The organism is Massilia sp. YIM B02763 (assembly GCF_030412015.1).
Classification (GTDB): domain Bacteria; phylum Pseudomonadota; class Gammaproteobacteria; order Burkholderiales; family Burkholderiaceae_D; genus Telluria.
On the sequence record NZ_JASNRD010000015.1, the window covers coordinates 75,779 to 94,969 of the forward strand.

Here is a 19,191-nt window from a genome sequence, read left to right on the forward strand (position 1 = left end):
ATTGTGCCGATTAAAGTCACATTCATGTCCCAGACCAACGTCCAGTTTTCCGTCGCTTCCCACGTCATGGCCGCCCTTGGCGCCCACTACGGCGAGCCGGTGCGCTCGACCGAGCTGGCCGGCAGCGTGAACGCGGAGCCTAGCTTCGTGCGGCGTGTGGTGTCCAAGCTGGCCAAGGCCGGCCTGGTGACGACCACGCGCGGCAAGAACGGCGCGTGCATGCTGGCCAGGCCGCCCGAGCGCATCACGCTGCTGGAGATCTACCGGGCCAGCGAGGCGCCGCCGGCGTTCGCCGTGCACAGCTATCCGGTGCAGGAAGGTTGCCGGATCAGCCGCAACATCAAGGGCTGCATGGACGACGTGCTGCGCGACGCCCAGGACGGCTTCGAGCAGCGCCTGGCGCGCCGCACGCTGGCCGACGTGGTGGCCATGGTGGGGCAGGACGGCTGATTTTTTTACCTGTATCTGTGTTTTTTAAGGTCACAATAATAAGGAATGTCCATGCAAGCACTCGATGACAAGCCGCTCGTCCATGCCGACGGCGAGTCCGCCGGCGCGGCCGCCGCGGCCATTTCCACTGCCACCGCGGCCCCGGCCTGGCTGGCGGTCGCGTCGCTGGCGATCAGCACCTTCGCCTCCGTCACCACCGAATTCCTGCCGGTCGGGCTGTTGACGGGCATCGCGGCCAGCCTGCACGTCAGCGAAGGCGCGGCCGGGCTGATGGTGACGATGCCGGGCCTGGTGGCGGCGGTGACGGGGCCGGCGCTCATCATCGCTTCCGGACGGCTGGACCGCCGCATCGTGCTGCTGGTGCTGTCGGCCGTGCTGGTCGCCTCGAACCTGCTGGCGGCGCTGGCGCCGAACCTGGCGGTCATGCTGCTGGCGCGGGCGCTGCTGGGCCTCGTGGTCGGCGGCTTCTGGACGTTCGCGCCGGGCGCCACAGGCCACCTGTTGCCGGCGCCGCTGCAGCCGCGCGCCATGTCCTACGTGCTGGCCGGCATCTCGCTGGCGACGATCGCCGGCGTCCCCGCCGGGGCCTTGCTGGGCGGCCTCGCCGGCTGGCGCGCCGCCTTCCTGGCCTCGGCGCTCGTGGCCGCCGTGGTGCTGGCGCTGCAATTGAAGGTGCTGCCGCGCATGCCGGCGGCGCGCGCCGTCGTGCCGCGCGACCTGCTGGCGCCGCTGGCGGAGCCGCGCGCGCGCACGGTGCTGGCGGTGGCGCTGTTCCTCGTGTCCGGCCACTTCGTGGGCTATACCTATATGCGGCCGATGCTGCAGCAGGTGTTCGGCTTGTCGAACGACGCCGTCACGACGCTGCTGCTCGCTTATGGCGTGGCCGGTTTCGCCGGCACCTTCCTCGGCGGACGCCTGGTAGCGCGCAGCGTGCGCGGCACGGCGCTGCTGGCCGCCGCCACGATCGGCGCCGTGCTGCTGCTGTCGATGCTGGCCGGGCAGGGCGCGGTGCCGGCCGCCGTCGCCGTCGTCGCCTGGGGCGTCGCGTTCGGCCTGGTGCCCGTCTCGATGACCACCTGGATGCTGCAGGCGCTGCCGCGCTCGCAGGAAGCGGGCCAGGCCCTCCTGGTGACGTTCTTCCAGGTCGCCCTCTCGTTCGGCGCCTTCGTCGGCGGCCTGGTGGTCGACGGCGCGGGCATCCAGAGCGCGTTGTTGCTGGGCGGCGTGCTGGCCATCGCCGGCGCCGTGCTCGTCGGCTGGACTTCCGCTACCATGCGTACACCCTGAAAGGAGAATCGAATGTCCCTCACCATGTCCCAACTGACCGTGCCCGTGTTCGTGCGCGGCCTGAAGATCCTGTCCACGCTGCTGACCAAGGGCGAAGAACACGCCGCGCAGAACGGCATCCTGCCCGAGGTGCTGCTGGGCGCGCGCCTGGCCGACGACATGCTGCCCCTGTCGGCCCAGGTGCAGCGCGCCAGCGACACGTCGAAGTTCGCCGCCCAGCGCATCGGCGGCGGCAGCGCGCCCTCGTTCGCCGACGACGAGGCCACGTTCCAGCAGCTGCAGGAACGCATCGCGAAGACGATCGCCTACCTGGAAAGCGTCGATGCGGCGCAGCTCGACGCGGGCGCCGCGCGCGAAGTGAAGCTGGGCTGGATGCCCGAGGGGACCGTGTTCACGGGCGAGAGCTACCTGCTCACGTTTGCGCTGCCGAACTTCTACTTCCACGTCGTCACCGCCTACGACATCCTGCGCCACAAGGGCGTCGACATCGGCAAGCGCGACTACCTCGGCCCCTTTGGCCCGCGATAAGCCTGCGGCCGGCGCCGGGCCTGCTCGTGCGCCCAGCCGAGCGGGCCGGACGTGGGCCACAGCAGCAGCGCGGCGAGGAAGGCGATGACGCAGCCGATCAGGTTGTCCTCGAGCCGGGCCAGCGCATACAGCTGCCCGGCCGCCGGCGCCGCGAAGTCGGCGACGAGGATGAAGGCCGGCGTGAGGAAGGCGACGAACACCCGGTAACTGTGCGCGCGCAGCGCCATCGTCAGCCCGAACAGCGGAAACACGGCCAGCGCGATCGCCAGCGGCGTCGTGGCGACGAGGCCCAGGCCCATGGCGATGACGGTGCCCGCGACCGTGCCGACCGCCCGCTCCAGGCAGCGCGGCCAGATGCCGGCCGCCGCCGGCTGCAGGATGAGCAGGACGGCCATCGTCGCCCAGTAGCCGTAGTGCAGGCCCATGACGTGGACGACGAGGTAGGCCAGCGCGGCCGCCGGCCCCAGGCGCAGCGCATAGTGGGCGATGGGCGCGGGCGGCACGGCGGGCGGTGCCTCGGGCGGCGGCGGCGCCAGCCGCCAGGCGATGGCGCCCACCACGGCCGCGAACAGGCAGCCGAGCGCGTAGGGCACGATGAAGTGCCAGCCGGCGGCGCCCGCCGGACGGTCCATCATGACGACGCAGGCCGTCGCCACCAGGATCGCCCCCTGGTAGGCGTGCGGCTTCCAGCTGCGCACGAATCCCGCCCCGCCCGCGACGGCCAGCACGGCGAGCGTTCCGGCGGCCAGCCCCTGGTCCGCGGCCCAGGTCGCGGCGGCGCCGCATGCCGTCGACCAGGCCGCGAAGTCGACCATGGCCAGCAAGCGTTGGCGCGCCGTACCCGAGATGGCGGCCAGCGTCGTCCAGAACGCGCCGATGGCGGCCCAGGCAAAGCCGGGCGCGTCCAGCGCCCAGCCGAGCAGCAGCATCGGCGTGCAGGCGAAGGCGCCGCGCAAGCCTTCGCGCAGGTCGAATGCCGCCAGCAGCGAGCGGAGGAACGGTCCCTTCATGCGCGGCCCTGGCGGGTGGCGGCGATGGCGGGCGTGGGGTAGGGCATGCGGACTCCGGGCAAGAAAACGTCAACCCGGAGTCTACGACAGAAATTGTGCGCTGCACCAGACGCCGTGCGCTCAGGTGCGCTCAGTTGCACTCATGCGCGCGCGGTGCCGTCCTCCGGTACCACCGCCCAGGCGGCGCGCGCCAGCAGCAGGTCCGACAGCAGCGCCAGGCCGAAGGCGATCGCGCCGATCAGCATCGGTACGCGGTGCGCGCCGCCGGTGGCCGCGAAGATCCACGAATAGGCATAGCCGGCCAGCGCCTGGAATAGCGCGAACACGGTCGTCGCGCGGCTCCAGGCGGCGCCCTGGGCGGCCGCGTCGTGGCGCAGCGTGTGGCGGATGCGACCCAGCGTCAGCGGCACGACGCCGGACGGGAACGTGCCGATCACGAAGGTCGCCAGCACCAGCGCGGCGCTGCCGTGGGCCAGGACCATCGCGGCCGCGGCGGCGATCTGCAGCGCCAGCGTCAGGCGCGTGGCGTTGCCGATGCCGAGGCGGTCGCCCAGGAAGCCGTACAGCATCGGCCCGGCCGTGGCGCCGGCGCCGTAGACGACCCAGAACAGCGCGGCCGTGTGCGTGTCCATGTGCAGGCCGCGCGCCACGTAGTCGACCAGGAACACCATCATCGGCACCAGCCCGACGGCCTTCAGCGCGTACTGGCCGTAGATCAGCTTCAGCGCGAATCCGGTGCGGGCCGGCGCGGCCAGCGGGGCCTCGTCTGGGGCAGGGGAGGGAGCCGCCTGCGCCTGCGGCCACCAGGTCCAGCTGGCCAGCGTCAGCAGCAGCGACAGCACGCCCAGCCCGGCCCAGGTGGCCGCCAGTCCGCGGTCCAGCAACAGCGGCACGATGGTGCCGGAGGCGGCGATGCCCAGGCCGATGCCGAGGAAGATCGCGCCGCTGGCCAGCCCGCGGCGCGCCGGGGCCACCGTCGGCAGGATGGTCAGCGCGGCCAGCACCATGACGATGCCGCCCGCGAGGCCGGACAGGAAGCGCCAGCCGAAGAACCAGGCGGTATTCAGGGGCACGGCGCAGGCGAAGAACGCGAGCGACGCCAGCAGCATCATCGCCTGCAGCGTGCGGCGCGCACCCAGCCGCGCCGCGAGCGGACGGCCGGCCAGCGCGCCGGCGAGGTAGCCGACCAGGTTGGCCGCGCCGAGGAAGACGACGTCGCTGGCGGCGAACCAGTGGGCGCCGATCAGCGCCGGGATCAAGGGGGTGTAGGCGAAGCGGGCCAGGCCGATGCCGACCAGGCTGGCGCACAGGCCGGCCAGGATGGCGCGCGTGGAAGACCCCGGCGTTGCAGCGGATTCCATGACGATTCCTTATCGTTCGGTGAGCATGTTTGACAGGCTAGTCAAACTTGACATGCCTGTCAAGGATCGGAATAATAGGTTCCATGGCTGGCACAAAACAATTCGACGAGGACGTGGCCCTGGACCGGGCGCTGGACCTGTTCTGGCGCCAGGGCTTCGGCGCGACCTCGATGCAGGACCTGGCGCAGGCGACGGGCGTGCTGCGCGGCTCGCTGTACCACGCGTACGGCGACAAGCAGGCGCTCTTCCTGCGCATCTATGCGCGCTACCGCGAGCGCTACCTGGCGCGGGTGCGCGAGGCGCTGGCGGCGCCCACGCCGGACGAGGCGCTGCGCCGCTACGTCGACTTCGCCGTCGAGATGATCGGCGCTGCCGACGACGCCTCGATGTCGCGCGGCTGCCTGACGACCAAGACGGCGACCGACGAGACGGCGATGGACGCGCCGATCCGCGCCGCGCTGCGCGAGCTGCTCGACGCCGTGCGCGCGCTGGTCGAGGAGCGCCTGGCGCGGCCGGACGCGCAGGGACGGCTGGCGCTGCCCCCGGCGGCGGCGGCGCTGCTGCTCGTGACCGCGACGCGCGGCATGGTCGTGATGGAGCGGGTGTACCGTGACGCGGCGCAGCTGCGGGCCGTGGGCGGGGACGTCGTGCGCTTGCTGTTGCGTCCCGCCTGAACGCGGCGGGCGGCGGGGCCTGACCTTTGGCCAGGCTGGTGCGGTGGGAACGGGCGTAAGATGGTGCGCATTTTGCATGCCTGAACAGGAGCTTCAATGAGCAACGATTGCCAGCATTTCCACGAAGTCGGCCCGCGCGAGGGCAATACCGACGGCTGCGAAGAGTGCCTGCAACTCGGCGACAGCTGGGTGCACCTGCGCGTCTGCCTGGTCTGCGGCCACGTCGGCTGCTGCGACCAGTCGAAGAACAAGCATGCGACCCGCCATTTCCACGCCACCGGCCACCCCGTGATCCGCTCCGACGAGCCTGGCGAGACCTGGGGCTGGTGCTATGTCGACAAGGTCTTCAAGGACCCGGCTTAACGACTTGGCTTAACGCCCCCGTGTAACGACTCTTGCGCAGGGCGGGCACCCCGTGCCCACCGGCCTCGCGCAGCTTACGCGACGCCGCGCCAGCGCACCTGGCCACGCCCGGCCAGCTTGGCCTGGTACATCCAGTGGTCCGCTTCCTTGATCAGGGCGTCGGCATCGAGGGCGCTGCCGGGCGCGTACATGGCGATGCCGATGCTGGCCCCCACCTGCACTTGGCTGCCGCAGACCCGCACCGGTTGCGAGACGGCGCGGATCAGCTTCTCGGCGATGGCGACGGCGTCGCGCGCCTGCTGCACGTTCTCCAGCACGACGGTGAACTCGTCGCCGGCCAGGCGGTACACGCCGTCGGTCTCGCGCACGGCCCCGCGCAGGCTTCGCGCCACATGTTCCAGCAGGCGGTCGCCCGCTTCGTGGCCGCGGCTGTCGTTCACGGCCTTGAAGCCGTCCAGGTCGATGAACAGCAGGGCCAGCGCATGGCCGGCGCGCTGGGCGCGCTTTTGCGCGACGGGCAGCTGCTCCATCAGCGCGCGCCGGTTCGGCAGGCCGGTGAGGGCGTCGTTGCGCGCTTCGAAGTCACGGCGCGCCTCGGCCAGCTTGCGGTCGCTGATGTCGTGCAGGAAGCCGCTGAAGATGCGCCGGCCGTTGACCTCGAGCGCTGTCACGCGCACTTCCAGCGTCACGATGCTGCCGTCCTTGCGCCGGCCCGGCAGCTCGACGCGCCGCCCGATCATCGCCGAGGCGCCCGTGCGCAGGTAGCGCTGCATGTCTTCGCGGTACGCGTCGACGTAGGCGGGCGGGACGATCAGGTCCGTGAGCGGCTGATCCAGCGCTTCGCTGGCGCTCCAGCCGAAGGTGAGTTCGGCCTGGCGGTTCCATGCGACGACTACCCCGCGCTCGTCCAGGCAGATGTAGGCGTCGCTGGCGTTCTGGATGACGCTGCGCAGTTCGGCCTCGCGCTCGCGCAGCGCGCCTTCCGCGCGGCGCTGCTGGATCACGGACGCGGTCAGCATCGCGTTGGTGTTCTGCAGTTCGTGCGTGCGCGCGGCGATCCGTTGCTCGAGCTCGGCGTTCATGCGCCTGATCGCCTCTTCCGCGGCCTTGCGTGCGCCGATGTCGCCGATCGCCGCCACGTAGTATTCGATGGCGCCGTCCGGCGCCGTCTTGCTGGAGACGTTCAGACTGGCCCATACCGGGTCGCCGTTCTTGCGCACATAGCGCTTTTCCATCTGGTAGCTGGCGATCTCGCCGCGTTGCAGGCGCGCCAGCAGCTGCAGGTCGGCATCGAGGTCCTCGTGCCAGGTGATGTCCTGGAATGTCAGCCCCATCAGTTCGCGCTCAGTGTAGCCCAGGATGGCGCACAGGGCCGCGTTCACACCCATCCAGGCGCCGTTCGGCGCGACCAGGGCGATGCCGACGCTGGCCAGCTCGAAGATCAGGCGGAACCGGTCTTCGCTGGCGCGCGCGGCGGCGCTGCTCTCCAGCACGCGCTCGCGCGCGACGTCCAGGCGCTCGCGCGCCTGCACTTCCTTGCTCATGATGTCGGCCAGGTCCTGCAGCGTTTGGCGGTCCTCGGCCGACAGCACGCGCGGTTTCGAATCGATGGCGCACAGCGTGCCGACCGCGTGGCCTTGCGAGGTGCGCACCGGCGCGCCGGCATAGAAACGGATGTGCGGGCCGCCCGTCACCAGGGGGTTGTCGGCGAAACGCGCATCGCGCGCCGCATCCTCGACCACCAGCGGTTCGCTGCCCAGGATCGTGTGGGCGCAGAAGGCTTGCTCGCGCGGGGTCTCGACGGCGTCCAGTCCCACGCGCGACTTGAACCACTGGCGCTCGCGGTCGACGAGCGAGAACAGCGCGACCGGCACGTCCAGCAGGCGTGCCGTCAGCCGGGTGATGCGGTCGAAGACCGGTTCCGGCGCCGTGTCCAGCAGTTGCAGCGCATCCAGCGAAGCCTGGCGCGCGGATTCCGAGGGCGGTCGAGCGGCGATTTGCATGGCAAGGACGGGTCAATGGCAATGCGCTTGACGCGATGCTAGCGCATTCGGCTGATCCATGAGCGCGCGCCGGTTCTTGGGCATCGCCAGCATGAGAGATCATGAATGAATGGCGGTATTCATGATGTGAATTCATAAGCCCATGCAAAGTCCGACCCGTTTTGCATGTCGTTTCGCCATTATCATGCCTGCCTTCATGGCGTACTCCGCCGTATCTCCCACTGCCATTGCCACCACAGCGAAAGGAATCCCATGTCCGTCAAAGCCTACGGCGCCCATGCCGCCGACAAGCCCCTCGAATCGATCGACATCGTGCGCCGTGCTCCCGGCCCGCACGACGTCCAGATCGACATCGCCTTCTGCGGCGTGTGCCACTCCGACCTGCATACCGTGCGCGCCGAATGGGCCGGCACCCTGTATCCCTGCGTGCCGGGCCACGAGATCGTCGGCCGCGTCTCGGCCGTCGGCGCCCACGTCACGACCCACGCGGTGGGCGACCTGGTCGGCGTCGGCTGCATGGTCGACAGCTGCCAGCACTGCGCCGATTGCGCGGACGGCCTGGAAAACTACTGCGACGGCATGGTCGGCACCTACAACGGGCCTACCCCGGACGCGCCGGGCCACACGCTGGGCGGCTACTCGGAGCAGGTCGTCGTGCACGAACGCTACGTGCTGCGCGTGCGCCACGACGAGGCCCAGCTCGCCGCCGTCGCGCCGCTGCTGTGCGCCGGCATCACCACGTATTCGCCGCTGCGCCACTGGAACGCGGGTCCGGGCAAGACCGTGGGCATCGTCGGCATCGGCGGCCTGGGTCACATGGGCATCAAGCTGGCGCGCGCGATGGGCGCCCACGTGGTGGCCTTCACGACGTCGGAATCGAAGCGCCAGGACGCGCACGACCTGGGCGCCCACGAAGTCGTCGTCTCGCGCGACGCCGAGGCGATGGCCGCGCGCGCCAAGACGCTGGACCTGATCGTCAATACCGTCGCCGCCCCGCACGACCTGGACGCCTTCCTGAACCTGCTCAAGCGCGACGGCACCATGGTGCTGGTCGGCGCGCCGGCCACGCCGCACCCGTCGCCGCAGGTGTTCAACCTGATCACCAAGCGCCGCGCGATCGCCGGCTCGATGATCGGCGGCATCCCGGAAACCCAGGAAATGCTGGACTTCTGCGCCGAGCACGGCATCGTCGCCGACATCGAGATGATCCGCGCGGACGAGATCAACGACGCCTACGAGCGCATGCTCAAGGGCGACGTCAAGTACCGCTTCGTGATCGACAGCACGACGCTGGCGGCCTGACGGGCAGCATGGCCGCATGGCCGGATGCAGGGATCAAGCCTTGTGGCGGATGGCGTCGATGACGAGCATCAGCGCGCGCGAGGAATGGCGCCGGCTCGGATAGAAGGCGTGCAGCCCGGGAAAACGGGGGCACCAGTCTTCCATCGCGCCGACCAGCCGCCCCGCGCGCACGTCGTCTCCCACCAGGCTCTCCGGCAGGAAGGCGATGCCGACGCCGGCCAGCGCCGCGTCGCGTATCGGATAGAGGCTGGAAAACACCGCCTGGCCGCGCACGCGCGCCTCCAGGTCCTGTCCCTCGTGCTTCAGTTCCCAGGCATACAGCCCGCCGCTGCTGGGCAGGCGCAGGTTGATGCAGTTGTGCTTCATGAGGTCCTGCAGCGACGCCGGCAGCGGGCGCCGCTCGAAATACGCGGGCGCCGCCACCATCATCATCAGCGTGTCTTCCGTCAGGCGCACGGCGATCATGTCCTTGTCGACCTGGTCGCCGTGGCGCACGCCGATGTCGTAGCGTTCCGCCGCGATGTCGACCAGCCGGTACTCGGAACTGATTTCCACGTGCAGGTCCGGGTACTGCGGCAGCAGCGGGGCGATGCGCGGCCACAGGATGGTGTCGACCACGTGGTCGATCGCCGTGATGCGGACCGTGCCGGCCGGCTTGTCGCCCAGGTCGCTGACGGCCGCGATCTCGGCCTCGATCTCTTCCAGGCGCGGCGCCACGTTCTGCAGCAGCCGTTCGCCCGCCTCGGTGGGCGAGACGCTGCGCGTGGTGCGCGTGAGCAGGCGCACGCCCAGGCGCGCTTCCAGCGAGCGGATGATGTGGCTGAGCGCCGACTGCGTCATGCCCAGCTTGGCGGCGGCGCGCGTGAAACTGCGTTCGCGCGCGACGGCGAAGAACACGAGGATGTCGTTGATGTTGTCCCTGGCCACGGCAGGCTTTCATGAATAAGATCTGGTAATTGTATGCCATATTCATGATCAGCCTTCATGAAATCGGCGTGGTCGCGGCCGCGCCGCTGCGCCGCCTGATTTCATCTGCATCCGGCTATTTGCCGGCCGCGGGTCCGAGCCCGACCGTGACGTTCGCATCGAGTCCCGCGTGTGCATCGACATTGCGTATCTCGGCGACGTAATGGCCGGCGTCGAGGCGTACCGTGCCGATGTCCCGGTAATGGACGAGGGTGGACGGATCGTGCGATGTCGTGCACAAGGTCTCGAATCGCCGGTCTGCCACGATCCGGCCGTTCGCTTGTTCCCTGATCGTGACCTGGACGGAAACCGGTCGCCCCAACGACGGCTTGGCCTCGTCGCGAACGATCGCCGCGTCACGGCCGCAGTACCGCCCGTCGAACGTGCCGGCGAATGCGTCCTGCCGGTAGGCTGCTTGTGACGGGAACTTGAACGCGAAGTAGAACGTATACGCGGTGTCCACCGGGGCGACGAACGCGCGGATGACGCGCGCGTCTTTCCGGTCGAGCGCGAGCGGCGCGTCCGAGAACAATGGCGGAAAGGCGCATGCGGTGCCGATGAAGAGTATCGGACCGATGAAGGAATTCTGGCACAGCGAATGGACGAGTGGATTCATGGCGGTGGCGGTGTCGGCAGAAAAGAGGTCATGATGCCTTGCGCGACCGCCGCCGGGCCCGTGCGGATCCCATGTCGCCGGATCTGCACGGGCAAGTAGCGAAATCCGCTACCTGCGTCCAGTGATCCGTGCGGCCTGCGGCCACGCCTGCCGTACGAAAAATGCCCGGATGCGCAAGCGGATCCGGGCGAAAGGCCGTGCGGGAGAGAATGGCGCGGCGTAGAGGAGACAGTTGCAGGATAGACGATGGCGCGGCGTCCGCCAATCATACGGAAGGATAGGGGGCAGGCAGACGGAAAGGGCGCTCGGAATTTTAGGCAAGGAACTCGGAGCATCGCCCATGGAGAAGCGGTCTCGCGCTTCGTAGAATGCTCCTGCGGCGCATTCCCGCTGCATGGAAGAGGAGAACAACGATGCCCAACGATGCCACCCCTGTCTGGTTCATTGCCGATGCGTCGGCCGGCCTGGCCGCCGCGCTCGCCGAGGCCGTGCTCGACGCCGGCCAGCGTGCCTTCCTCGCCGCGCGCGAGCCGGAGCGCCTGCGCTCCCTCGTGGAACGCCATCCGGGCCGGGCCGAGGCGGTCGCGCTCGACGTCCTCGACGGCGCCGCGGTCGATGGCGCCCTGCGCGATGCCGAGGCGCGGTTCGGCCGCATCGACGTGCTGGCCGCGAGCGCGCAGCAGCGCTACTTCGGCGCGGTCGAGGAGGGCGACGAGGCCGCATTGCGCGCCGTGTTCGAGGAAAACGTGTTCGCTCCCGTGAACCTGGCGCGGCGCGTGCTGCCCGGCATGCGCGCGCGCCGCGCCGGCCACATCGTGCTGCTGGCGCGCGGCGCCGCCCATCTGCCGGCGGGCGACGGCTTCTGCCATGCGGCCCGCTCGGCGCTGGAGGCGCTGGCCGAAGCCCTGTTCCATGAGGTGGAGCGTTTCGGCATCGGCGTGACGCTGGTCGATCCGGGCCCGGGCGACGACGGCCGCGCCACCCCGGCGCGCGCCGCCGGCGCCGCCATCGCCGACTATGCCGACCTGGCCGGCCGCCAGAGCGCAAGCGGCGCGCCGGTCGACGCAACGCGCGCGGCACAGGCGATCCTGCGCGCGGTGGCGGGCGGTCGCGGTCCGCTGCGCCTGGTGCTGGGCCGCGCGGCGCTGCAGCGCGCCTACGACCGCCTGCGCATCCTGAAGGTGGGGTTCGATGCCTGGGCCGAGCTGGCCGCATCGGCCGATCCCGACCTGCCGGAAGCGGCACCGTCGCGCACGCCCCGGGCCGCGCGCGGCCGTGCGCGCACGGGCGCGCCGGCCTGAGGCCCTCACGCCGCCGCCGCGGCGCCCTGCATTTTCCCGCACAGCAGGCGCCCGGCAGGGCTCAGGCAAATCTTGCCGTTGCCGGCGGCATCGTGTTCCAGCGCGATCCAGCCGCCGCCGGCAAGCACGGTCAAGTCGCGCATCAAGTCGCTCATATGACAGTCGCACAGCGTGCGTAGTTGCGCCATCGAGCAGCCGCCTGGACGTGCCAGTTCGGCGTCCCGCAGTGTCATCAGTATCGTCGCCGGCCGCGCCAGCACCTCGTCGTCCATCGTGTTTCCCTCGTCGTTGCTTGACCGTCGCCGGCATGGGATGCGGCGCGTGCGCCCGTGCGGCACAGTCCTGGAGGCGGAGGGTGTCTCCATCGATGGCAGTGTAGCGGCCGTGGCGCTGCCCCGCCACCATACGTCGGTATGGGCGAAGCGCCTGCCGCATGAACGGCTACATCTGCCGGAACAGGTGCGCGAACAGGGGACTCACGCGCAGCCGTTCCCCGCGTCCGCGCAAGTGCAGCGCGAGCTTGCCCGCATCGTCCCGGCTGGCGCCCGCCACGTGGAGCAGGTTGACGATGGTGCCGCGGCTCACCTGCGGGAACTGCCGCGGATCCAGTTGCGCCAGCAATTCCTTCAGCGGTAGGCGGATCAGCGCGTCGCCCTCGAGGCTCACCACATTGACGTACTTGTCGAGCGCCTGGAAGTACACGACGTCCTGCACGGGAATCAGCCGCACCATGTTGCCGACGGCGGCGCGGATCGTGTCCAGGTGGCGGGCCGCCTGCGCTGCAGGCAGCAAGGCGCGCATCTGCGCCACCAGGTCCGCCATGGCGCCATCGCCGCCTCGCTCGCGCAGCCGTTCCTGGATGCGCCGCACCGTGCCGTCCAGCCGCGCCGCGGACACGGGCTTGAGCACGTAGTCGAGCGCCGCCTGTTCGAAGGCTTGCACGGCATAGTCGTCGTAGGCGGTGACGAAGACGACGATGGGAAAAGGCTTCGCGCCGTCCCAGCGCTCGGCCAGTTCCTCGGCCGCTTCCAGTCCGCTCATGCCGGGCATGCGGATGTCGAGGAACAGCACGTCCGGCCGGTGGGCCAGCGCGGCGTCGACGGCGGCGGTGCCGTTCGGCGCGTCCGGCAGCAGGTGCAATCCGGGCCACAGCCCGCCCAGCGTCTGCGCCAGGACGGCGGCCAGGATCGGTTCGTCCTCGGCGATCAGGGCGCTGGCGTTCATGCGGCCTCCAGGGGAACGGTCAGGCGCGCCAGCGTGCCGCGCGGGGTGGCCGGCGCCAGCACGAGGGCGGCGCGCGCGCCGTACAGCGCCTGCAGCCGTTCGCGCGTGGTGGCGAGGCCGATGCCGCCGCCGGATCTGCTGTCGCCGGCCGGCAGGCCGATGCCCGTATCGCGCACGCACACTTCCAGCATCCCGTCGCGCGCTTGCGCCTCGACGACGATCTCGCCGCCGTCGACGTGCGGCTCCAGGCCATGGACGATGGCATTCTCGACGAGTGGCTGCAGCAGCATGGGCGGCAGCCGTGCGCCGCGCAGCGCATCCGGCAGCGTCACGCGATGGCGCAGCCGCGCCCCCATGCGCACACCCATCAGGCCCAGATAGGCCTCGATCGCATCGAACTCCTCGGCCAGCGTCGTCGTGTCGAGGCGGGTGGCGGCCAGCGTCGCGCGCAGGTACTGGATCAGGTGGTCCAGCATGGCGCCCGCGCGGGCCGGATCGATGGCGATCAGGCCCTGCAGGTTGGCCAGCGTATTGAACAGCATGTGCGGCTCGATCTGGGCCTGCAGCAGCCGCAGTTGGGCCTGCAGCGCCTGGCGTTCGATGCGTTCGGCGCGGGTGCGCGCCTCGGCACGCTCGGCCTTGATGCGCTCGACGCGTTCGCGGGCCAGCACCAGCAGTACGACGACGCTGATGGCGAGCAGCGTGAACAGGACGAGGCTGATGCGCGGCACGCTCGGATAGCCGGCCAGGTCGGGCACGGGCCGGCCGATGACGGCCCCGCCGAGCGCGATGCCGGCATAGTGCGCGACGGGCGCGGTGACGACGATGAGCGCCAGCATCGGGCCCGTCCAGCGCCTCCGCCGCGCCGGATCGCCCAGCACGAACAGGCGCACGCCGTCCAGGATCAGCAGGGCGACGAGGCCGACGCAGAGGGAGTAGACGACCTGCTCGTACAGCTCCTGCGGCCGGCCCGCGGCGAGCGTCAGCACGACCCCGGCCCAAGTGCTGACGATGACGGTCCAGCCGAGATCGTCGGCAAAGCGGCGCAGGCGCGGCCATGCCGATGTGTCGGGCATGCAGGTGGGGAGGAGTCGGCCGAGGGTCACCATGGTCTTGCCTTTTTGTAATCCGATGCCGCATTGTGCCGTCGGCGGGAGGCAGGGAGCAAGCCGCATGCGACGAAGCCGGCCCGGCGCGGCATGAAACCGTGCCACGGGCGACGAAACGAGGCGGACGCTGCCCCGCCCGGGCCTCGCCGATAATACGGCATCGCTCTCCACCCGCATGGATCACCATGGAATTCCAGTTTCTCGGTACCTCGTCCGGCACGCCCAGCCGATCCCGCAACGTCAGCGGCCTGGCGCTGCATTCGCCCACGTCGAAGGGGTGGGTGCTGGTCGACTGCGGCGAAGGCACCCAGCACCAGATCCTGCGCACGCACCTGACGCTGCACGGCCTGCAGGCCATCTTCATCACCCACATGCATGGCGACCACTGCTATGGCCTGCCGGGCCTGCTGGCCAGCGCAGGCATGGGCAACCGCACGGCGCCCCTGGCGATCGTCGGTCCGCCGCCGTTGTGGCGCTTGCTGCAGGCCGTGATGGAGACGAGCGAGCTCGCGCTGCCGTTCGCGCTCGACTTCATCGCCATCGACGACTTGCCCGGCCATGCCGCGTTCTGCGACTTCGACGTGCGCGCGACGGCGCTGTCGCACCGGATGCCCTCGTGGGCCTACACGTTCACCGAACGCGACGTGGAACGCCGCCTCGATCCGGAGCGCCTGCGCGCCGCCGGCGTGCCGCGCGGCGAAGCCTGGGGGCGGCTGCAGCGCGGGGAAGACGTGGTCATGCAGGATGGCCGGCTGGTGCGCCCGGTGGACGTCTTGCAGACACCGCGCCGGCCGCGCAGGATCGTCGTGGGCGGCGACAACGACCGGCCGGAGCTGCTGCTGGACGAAGCGCGCCAGGCCGATGTGCTGGTGCACGAAGCGACATATACGGAGGCGATACGGCTCAAGGTGGGACCGGGACCGCAGCACAGCTCCGCGCTGATGGTGGGACGCATGGCGCAGGAAGCGGGCTTGTTGCACCTGGTGCTCACGCACTTCAGCCCCCGCTACCAGGAGCGGCCGGGGCCGGGACAGCCGGGCATCGGCGACGTGGAGGCGGAAGCGCGCTCCGTGTACGAAGGCGGGCTGTTCATGGCGCGCGACTTCGACCGGTATGTGCTCGACAAGCAGTACGTGCTGGAGCGGCTGCCAAGCGAAGAACGGCGGCGGTCCGATGTGGCGTCAGCGCTACAGCCGACGTAGATTTCTCACCATGTCAAAAAGTTTCATCTTTCATTAGAAGAAATATCTCGGATTGTCACAATGTGTGTGCCGCGACGGGCGGCGACGCCACGTCCAGCGGCATCGCCAACGGTGCGGCGACGGCGGGAACGGCGGGACGGAGCGGCGCCAGCAACGACGCGCGCCTGAACGTGGGAGTGGGGGCGAACGCCAACGGCACCCGCCTCGGTGACGTGGCCAGCAGCGCCGGCCCGGAAGCGGGCCGCTCCGCGGCCGGCGTCCAAGACGCAGGACTGGGCAACGTGACCAAGGTCTCGCCCAGCGGCTTGTTCATCAAGAGCCCGGACGCCAGCGGCAGCTACGTGTACGAGACCCGGCCGCAATTCGCCAACCAGCAGCAGTGGACCAGCAGCGACTACCTGTTGAACCAGCTGACGCTGGACCCGGCCACGACGCAGAAACGCCTGGGCGACGGCTTCTACGAACAACGCATGGTGCGTGAGCAGTTATCCGAACTGACGGGCCGTCAATCCGACATCGGCGCCAGCGACGACAGCACCTACAAGCAGCTGCTGACCAACGCCGTCAGCGCCGCCCAGGAATTCGGCCTGCGCCCCGGCGTGGCGCTCAGCGCCGACCAGGTCAGCCGCCTGACCAGCGACATCGTGTGGATGGAAAACCAGACCGTGATGCTCCCGGACGGCAGCACCGAAACGGTCCTTGTGCCGCGGGTGTACCTGGCCCACGTGGGCCAGGAATCGGTGAAACCGACCGGCGCGCTCGTCGCCGGCAATGGCGTGAGCATCAACGTCACCGAGAGCATCGTCAACCAGGGCGGCTTGATCGACGGCGGCAACGGCCGCACCGTGCTGGTGGCGGGGCAGGATATCGTCAATGCCGGCGGCACGATCAAGGGCGGCGCGGTGGCGCTGAAGGCCGACGGCGACATCCGCAATGAATCGCTGACCGTGAAGGAGACGTACGACTTCGGGCCGAACAGCGGGAGCTACACGTCGCTGTCGAACGTGGCGACGATCTCGTCGAGGGGCACGCTGGACATCCTGGCCGGCCGCGACCTGGTCGACCTGGCCGGCAAGATCAACGTCGGCACCAACGCCACGCTGAGCCCCGGCGGCAACATCGACTTCAGCACCATCCAGACCGGCAGCACGTATCAGTCGCAGAGCGCCGGCGTGACGGAGAAGGACAGCAGCATCACGCACCAGCTGAGCCAGATCGGCACCGGCGGCGACCTGACGATCGCCGCAATGGGGAACCTGACCGGTACCCAGGTGTCGATCGGCACCGGGGTAGCGGGGCCGGCAAGCTGCTGGCGGGCGGCAGCATCAACATCGCCGCCGTCAAGAACGAGGTCAAGACCTCGGTGCAGAACGGGCGTGCGCGCAGCGCAGCCGCGCAACTACCAGTTGCGCCTCAAGCATTGGCGCGACTGGCAAGGCGAAGCAGGCGTCATTGCCCGCCATCTCATCAGCTTGCGCGTACAGTAAGAGCTTGGAACGACCTCGATGCCGGCGATATAGGCGCGACCGCTCGCGTTCTCAGGGCGCGTGCCTGGGCGGCGGTCGCGGACCGGAATCCGCCGGGCAGGGGTGGCGCTGCGGGATCCGGACCAGGAATTCGCTGCCGCGTCCTTGCCCTTCGCTGCGCACCTCGATCGTCCCGCCGTGCAGCGCGACGATCTCCTTCACCACCGAGAGCCCGATGCCCAGTCCCGCGCCGCGCTCGGCGTGGGTGCCGTCGGCCTGGGTGAAGATGTCGAAGATGCGCGGCAGCAGCTCCGCGCCGATGCCCTGGCCGTCGTCCTTCACGTAGCAGACGAAGTGGGACTGGTCCACGGTGCAGGACAGCCAGATGTTGCCGCCGGCCGGCGTGTACTTGATGGCGTTGTTGAGCAGGTTGACGATCACCTGTATCAGGCGGCTCGCATCCACGTCGACTTCGATCGGCACCGGCGGCATGACGTGGTGCAGCGTCGTGCCCTTGCTCTCGGCAGCGCTGCCGCAGGCATCGAGCGCTTCGAACAGGACTTCCTGCAGGATGGCGCGGCCGTAGGCGATGCTCATCTTGCCCGTCTGGACGCGGGTGAGGTCGACCAGGTCCTCGATCAGCCGTTCCAGGAAGCCGACCTGGCGGTCCATGATCTTGATCGGCTGCGCATGGCGCGGATTCGGGTCCGGCTGGCGCTTCATGAGTTCCAGCGCCGTCTTCAGCGGCGACAGGGGATTGCGCATCTCGTGCGCGATGGTTCCGATGAACACATTTTTCTCGTGCTGGCGCACATTGCATTCGTGCTGCACGTTCTCCAGGTACTTCATGCGCGTGCGCAGGTGGGTGACGTCGCGGAAGATCTTCACGAAACGGGTGCCCTGGCCGTCTCCCGCATCCATGGCCATGCTGGCGCCGCTGGACCAGAAGCGCGAGCCGTCCTTGCGCAGATGCCAGCGCTCGTCTTCGGCCACGCCCACGACCCGCACCGTATTGGCCTCGTGCTCGTGCATCCGGCGCTCCACGTCTTCGGGCACGAACAGGATGGCCGTCGAGCGTCCCAGCACCTCGTCGGCGCGCCAGCCCGTGACGAAGTGCGCCCCCGCGCCCCAGCCCGTGATGCGCAGCGCATCGTCGTAGAAGACGACGCCGTACTGCTGCGCCGCGCCCAGCAACAGGCGCGCGAACGCGGCGGCCTGGTCGGCATTCCAGTAGCTCGGCATGTCATCCACGATGCGGCTTGTCTCCTCGAGTCACCCATATGATGTCGCCTGTCCCCAACGCTGGACGGCAAGGCATACGCTAGCGCATTTCGGGAAATTCGGGCGCGGCAATCCCGCTAGACCGCGAGTGCGTCGGCCAGCGCCTGCGCCGCCGGCGGCAGTTCGGGCGGGCTGCGCATGCACACGGCGAGCCGCCGCAGCGCCCAGGCATCGGCCAGTGCGACGATGGCGAGGTCGAGCGATTGCGCGCCGCGCCGGGCCGCCACTTCGGACACGATGCCGACGCCGATCCCGCCCGCCGCCAGGCGGCACACGGCATCGAAGCTGCCCACCCGCACGCGCACGCGCAAGGTGCGGCCCGAGCGCGCGGCCTGGTCGGCCAGGTAGCGGCCCAGCGCGCTGTCGTCGGCCAGGCCCACGTGGTCGGCGTCCAGCAGGCGCGAGAACGATACGGCGGTGGCGTCCGGCGCCAGCAGCGCGCGTGCCGCATCCGGCGCCGCCACCGCCACCAGGCGGTCGACGCGGAAGGGCAGGCAGGCCAGGCCGGCCAGGTCGACCGTGTCCGCCGCGATGCCGAGGTCGGCTGCCCCCGCGCGCACCTTGCGCGCCACCTCCGCGCTGGGACACTCGTCCAGCTCCACGTCGATGCCCGGATGGCGGGCCATGAAGCCGGCGAGCGCGTCAGGCAGGTATTCGCTCATCGCGGCCGTGTTGCACGCCAGCCGTACGGCGCCCTTGATGCCGCCCGCGTGGTCGCCCAGTTCCGCCTGCAGCCGCGCGAGCTGCTGGAACACGAGGCGCGCATGGCGCACGACGGCGTCGCCGGCCGCCGTGGGCCGCACGCCACGGCGCCCGCGCAGCAGCAGCGGCATGCCCAGCGCGTCCTCCAGGGCCCCGATGCGCGCGCTCGCCGATGCCAGCGCCAGGTGGGCGCGCGCGGCGCCGGCGGTGATGCTGCCCGCATCGACGACGTGCAGGAACAGCCGCAGGTCGGTCAGGTCGTAACGCAATCGGTTCTCCTCTCTTGCGGAGTGCCTTCGGCAAGGACGAAGGCTGCCTCCGGTTCTTCCGCATTGTCGCAGACCGG

General features: G+C 70.0%; 19 protein-coding genes. 9 read left to right on the top strand and 10 right to left on the bottom strand.

Annotation, left to right across the window (positions count from 1 at the left end; genetic code table 11):
- Nucleotides 1-24 precede the first annotated feature (24 nt).
- The 3 genes from QPK32_RS18345 to QPK32_RS18355 are packed head-to-tail and all read left to right on the top strand — an operon-like array spanning nt 25 to nt 2,265.
- Nucleotides 25-450, top strand: a complete 426-nt coding sequence (locus QPK32_RS18345) for an Rrf2 family transcriptional regulator (RefSeq protein ID WP_290414225.1) — start codon at nt 25-27, stop codon at nt 448-450.
- A gap of 51 nt (nt 451-501) precedes the next feature.
- Nucleotides 502-1,737 (top strand): MFS transporter, encoded by a 1,236-nt coding sequence (locus QPK32_RS18350; protein ID WP_290414226.1) that lies wholly within the window; start codon nt 502-504, stop codon nt 1,735-1,737.
- Nucleotides 1,738-1,749: 12 nt separating this feature from the next.
- Nucleotides 1,750-2,265, top strand: a complete 516-nt coding sequence (locus tag QPK32_RS18355; RefSeq protein WP_290414227.1) for a DUF1993 family protein — start codon at nt 1,750-1,752, stop codon at nt 2,263-2,265.
- On the opposite strand, the gene QPK32_RS18360 is transcribed toward QPK32_RS18355, so the two are convergent.
- On the bottom strand, nt 2,238-3,275 hold the full coding sequence (locus QPK32_RS18360) for an FUSC family protein (RefSeq protein WP_290414228.1): 1,038 nt from the start codon (nt 3,273-3,275) through the stop codon (nt 2,238-2,240). The genes QPK32_RS18355 and QPK32_RS18360 overlap by 28 nt on opposite strands.
- A 140-nt stretch (nt 3,276-3,415) precedes the next feature.
- Nucleotides 3,416-4,636, bottom strand: a complete 1,221-nt coding sequence (locus tag QPK32_RS18365; RefSeq protein ID WP_290414229.1) for a YbfB/YjiJ family MFS transporter — start codon at nt 4,634-4,636, stop codon at nt 3,416-3,418.
- A gap of 83 nt (nt 4,637-4,719) precedes the next feature.
- Between QPK32_RS18365 and QPK32_RS18370 the strand changes: the two genes are divergently transcribed.
- Nucleotides 4,720-5,310: a TetR/AcrR family transcriptional regulator gene (locus QPK32_RS18370; RefSeq protein WP_290414230.1), complete on the top strand. Its 591-nt coding sequence runs from the start codon at nt 4,720-4,722 to the stop codon at nt 5,308-5,310.
- Between the two features lie 96 nt (nt 5,311-5,406).
- Entirely contained in the window at nt 5,407-5,673 is a 267-nt protein-coding gene (locus tag QPK32_RS18375; RefSeq protein WP_290414231.1) for a UBP-type zinc finger domain-containing protein, read from the top strand.
- 74 nt (nt 5,674-5,747) lie between these two features.
- Here the strand turns inward: QPK32_RS18375 and QPK32_RS18380 are convergent, their stop codons facing one another.
- Nucleotides 5,748-7,676 (bottom strand): PAS domain S-box protein, encoded by a 1,929-nt coding sequence (locus QPK32_RS18380; protein WP_290414232.1) that lies wholly within the window; start codon nt 7,674-7,676, stop codon nt 5,748-5,750.
- Between the two features lie 252 nt (nt 7,677-7,928).
- On the opposite strand from QPK32_RS18380, the gene QPK32_RS18385 reads away from it, so the two are divergent.
- Complete coding sequence (locus QPK32_RS18385; protein ID WP_290414233.1) at nt 7,929-8,978, top strand: NAD(P)-dependent alcohol dehydrogenase; 1,050 nt, start codon at nt 7,929-7,931, stop codon at nt 8,976-8,978.
- Nucleotides 8,979-9,011: 33 nt separating this feature from the next.
- Here QPK32_RS18385 and QPK32_RS18390 read toward each other — a convergent pair whose 3' ends face one another.
- The gene (locus QPK32_RS18390; RefSeq protein WP_290414234.1) at nt 9,012-9,905 is read right to left on the bottom strand and encodes a LysR family transcriptional regulator; all 894 of its coding nucleotides are present in this window, start codon (nt 9,903-9,905) and stop codon (nt 9,012-9,014) included.
- Between the two features lie 115 nt (nt 9,906-10,020).
- Nucleotides 10,021-10,560, bottom strand: a complete 540-nt coding sequence (locus tag QPK32_RS18395; protein ID WP_290414235.1) for a hypothetical protein — start codon at nt 10,558-10,560, stop codon at nt 10,021-10,023.
- Nucleotides 10,561-10,973: 413 nt separating this feature from the next.
- Here QPK32_RS18395 and QPK32_RS18400 point away from each other — a divergent pair, with 413 nt between their 5' ends.
- Entirely contained in the window at nt 10,974-11,861 is an 888-nt protein-coding gene (locus QPK32_RS18400; protein ID WP_290414236.1) for an SDR family NAD(P)-dependent oxidoreductase, read from the top strand.
- A 5-nt stretch (nt 11,862-11,866) separates the two neighbouring features.
- Here QPK32_RS18400 and QPK32_RS18405 read toward each other — a convergent pair whose 3' ends face one another.
- The 3 genes from QPK32_RS18405 to QPK32_RS18415 all read right to left on the bottom strand — a co-directional run bounded on the left by QPK32_RS18405 (nt 11,867) and on the right by QPK32_RS18415 (nt 14,161).
- On the bottom strand, nt 11,867-12,133 hold the full coding sequence (locus QPK32_RS18405) for a hypothetical protein (protein WP_290414237.1): 267 nt from the start codon (nt 12,131-12,133) through the stop codon (nt 11,867-11,869).
- Between the two features lie 169 nt (nt 12,134-12,302).
- Nucleotides 12,303-13,085 (bottom strand): LytTR family DNA-binding domain-containing protein, encoded by a 783-nt coding sequence (locus QPK32_RS18410; RefSeq protein ID WP_290414238.1) that lies wholly within the window; start codon nt 13,083-13,085, stop codon nt 12,303-12,305.
- Nucleotides 13,082-14,161, bottom strand: coding sequence for a sensor histidine kinase (locus tag QPK32_RS18415; protein ID WP_290414239.1), 1,080 nt, complete (start codon nt 14,159-14,161; stop codon nt 13,082-13,084). Before QPK32_RS18415 ends, QPK32_RS18410 begins: the two co-directional genes overlap by 4 nt.
- A gap of 218 nt (nt 14,162-14,379) precedes the next feature.
- On the opposite strand from QPK32_RS18415, the gene QPK32_RS18420 reads away from it, so the two are divergent.
- Nucleotides 14,380-15,396 (top strand): MBL fold metallo-hydrolase, encoded by a 1,017-nt coding sequence (locus tag QPK32_RS18420; RefSeq protein ID WP_290414240.1) that lies wholly within the window; start codon nt 14,380-14,382, stop codon nt 15,394-15,396.
- A gap of 62 nt (nt 15,397-15,458) precedes the next feature.
- Nucleotides 15,459-16,883, top strand: a complete 1,425-nt coding sequence (locus tag QPK32_RS18425) for an S-layer family protein (protein WP_290414241.1) — start codon at nt 15,459-15,461, stop codon at nt 16,881-16,883.
- 51 nt (nt 16,884-16,934) lie between these two features.
- On the opposite strand, the gene QPK32_RS18430 is transcribed toward QPK32_RS18425, so the two are convergent.
- Together QPK32_RS18430 and QPK32_RS18435 are read right to left on the bottom strand one after the other, a co-directional pair.
- A complete protein-coding gene (locus QPK32_RS18430; RefSeq protein ID WP_290414303.1) occupies nt 16,935-18,104 on the bottom strand; it encodes a PAS domain-containing sensor histidine kinase in 1,170 nt (389 codons plus the stop codon).
- A 116-nt stretch (nt 18,105-18,220) separates the two neighbouring features.
- Nucleotides 18,221-19,114 (bottom strand): LysR substrate-binding domain-containing protein, encoded by an 894-nt coding sequence (locus tag QPK32_RS18435; RefSeq protein ID WP_290414242.1) that lies wholly within the window; start codon nt 19,112-19,114, stop codon nt 18,221-18,223.
- Nucleotides 19,115-19,191: the final 77 nt, after the last annotated feature.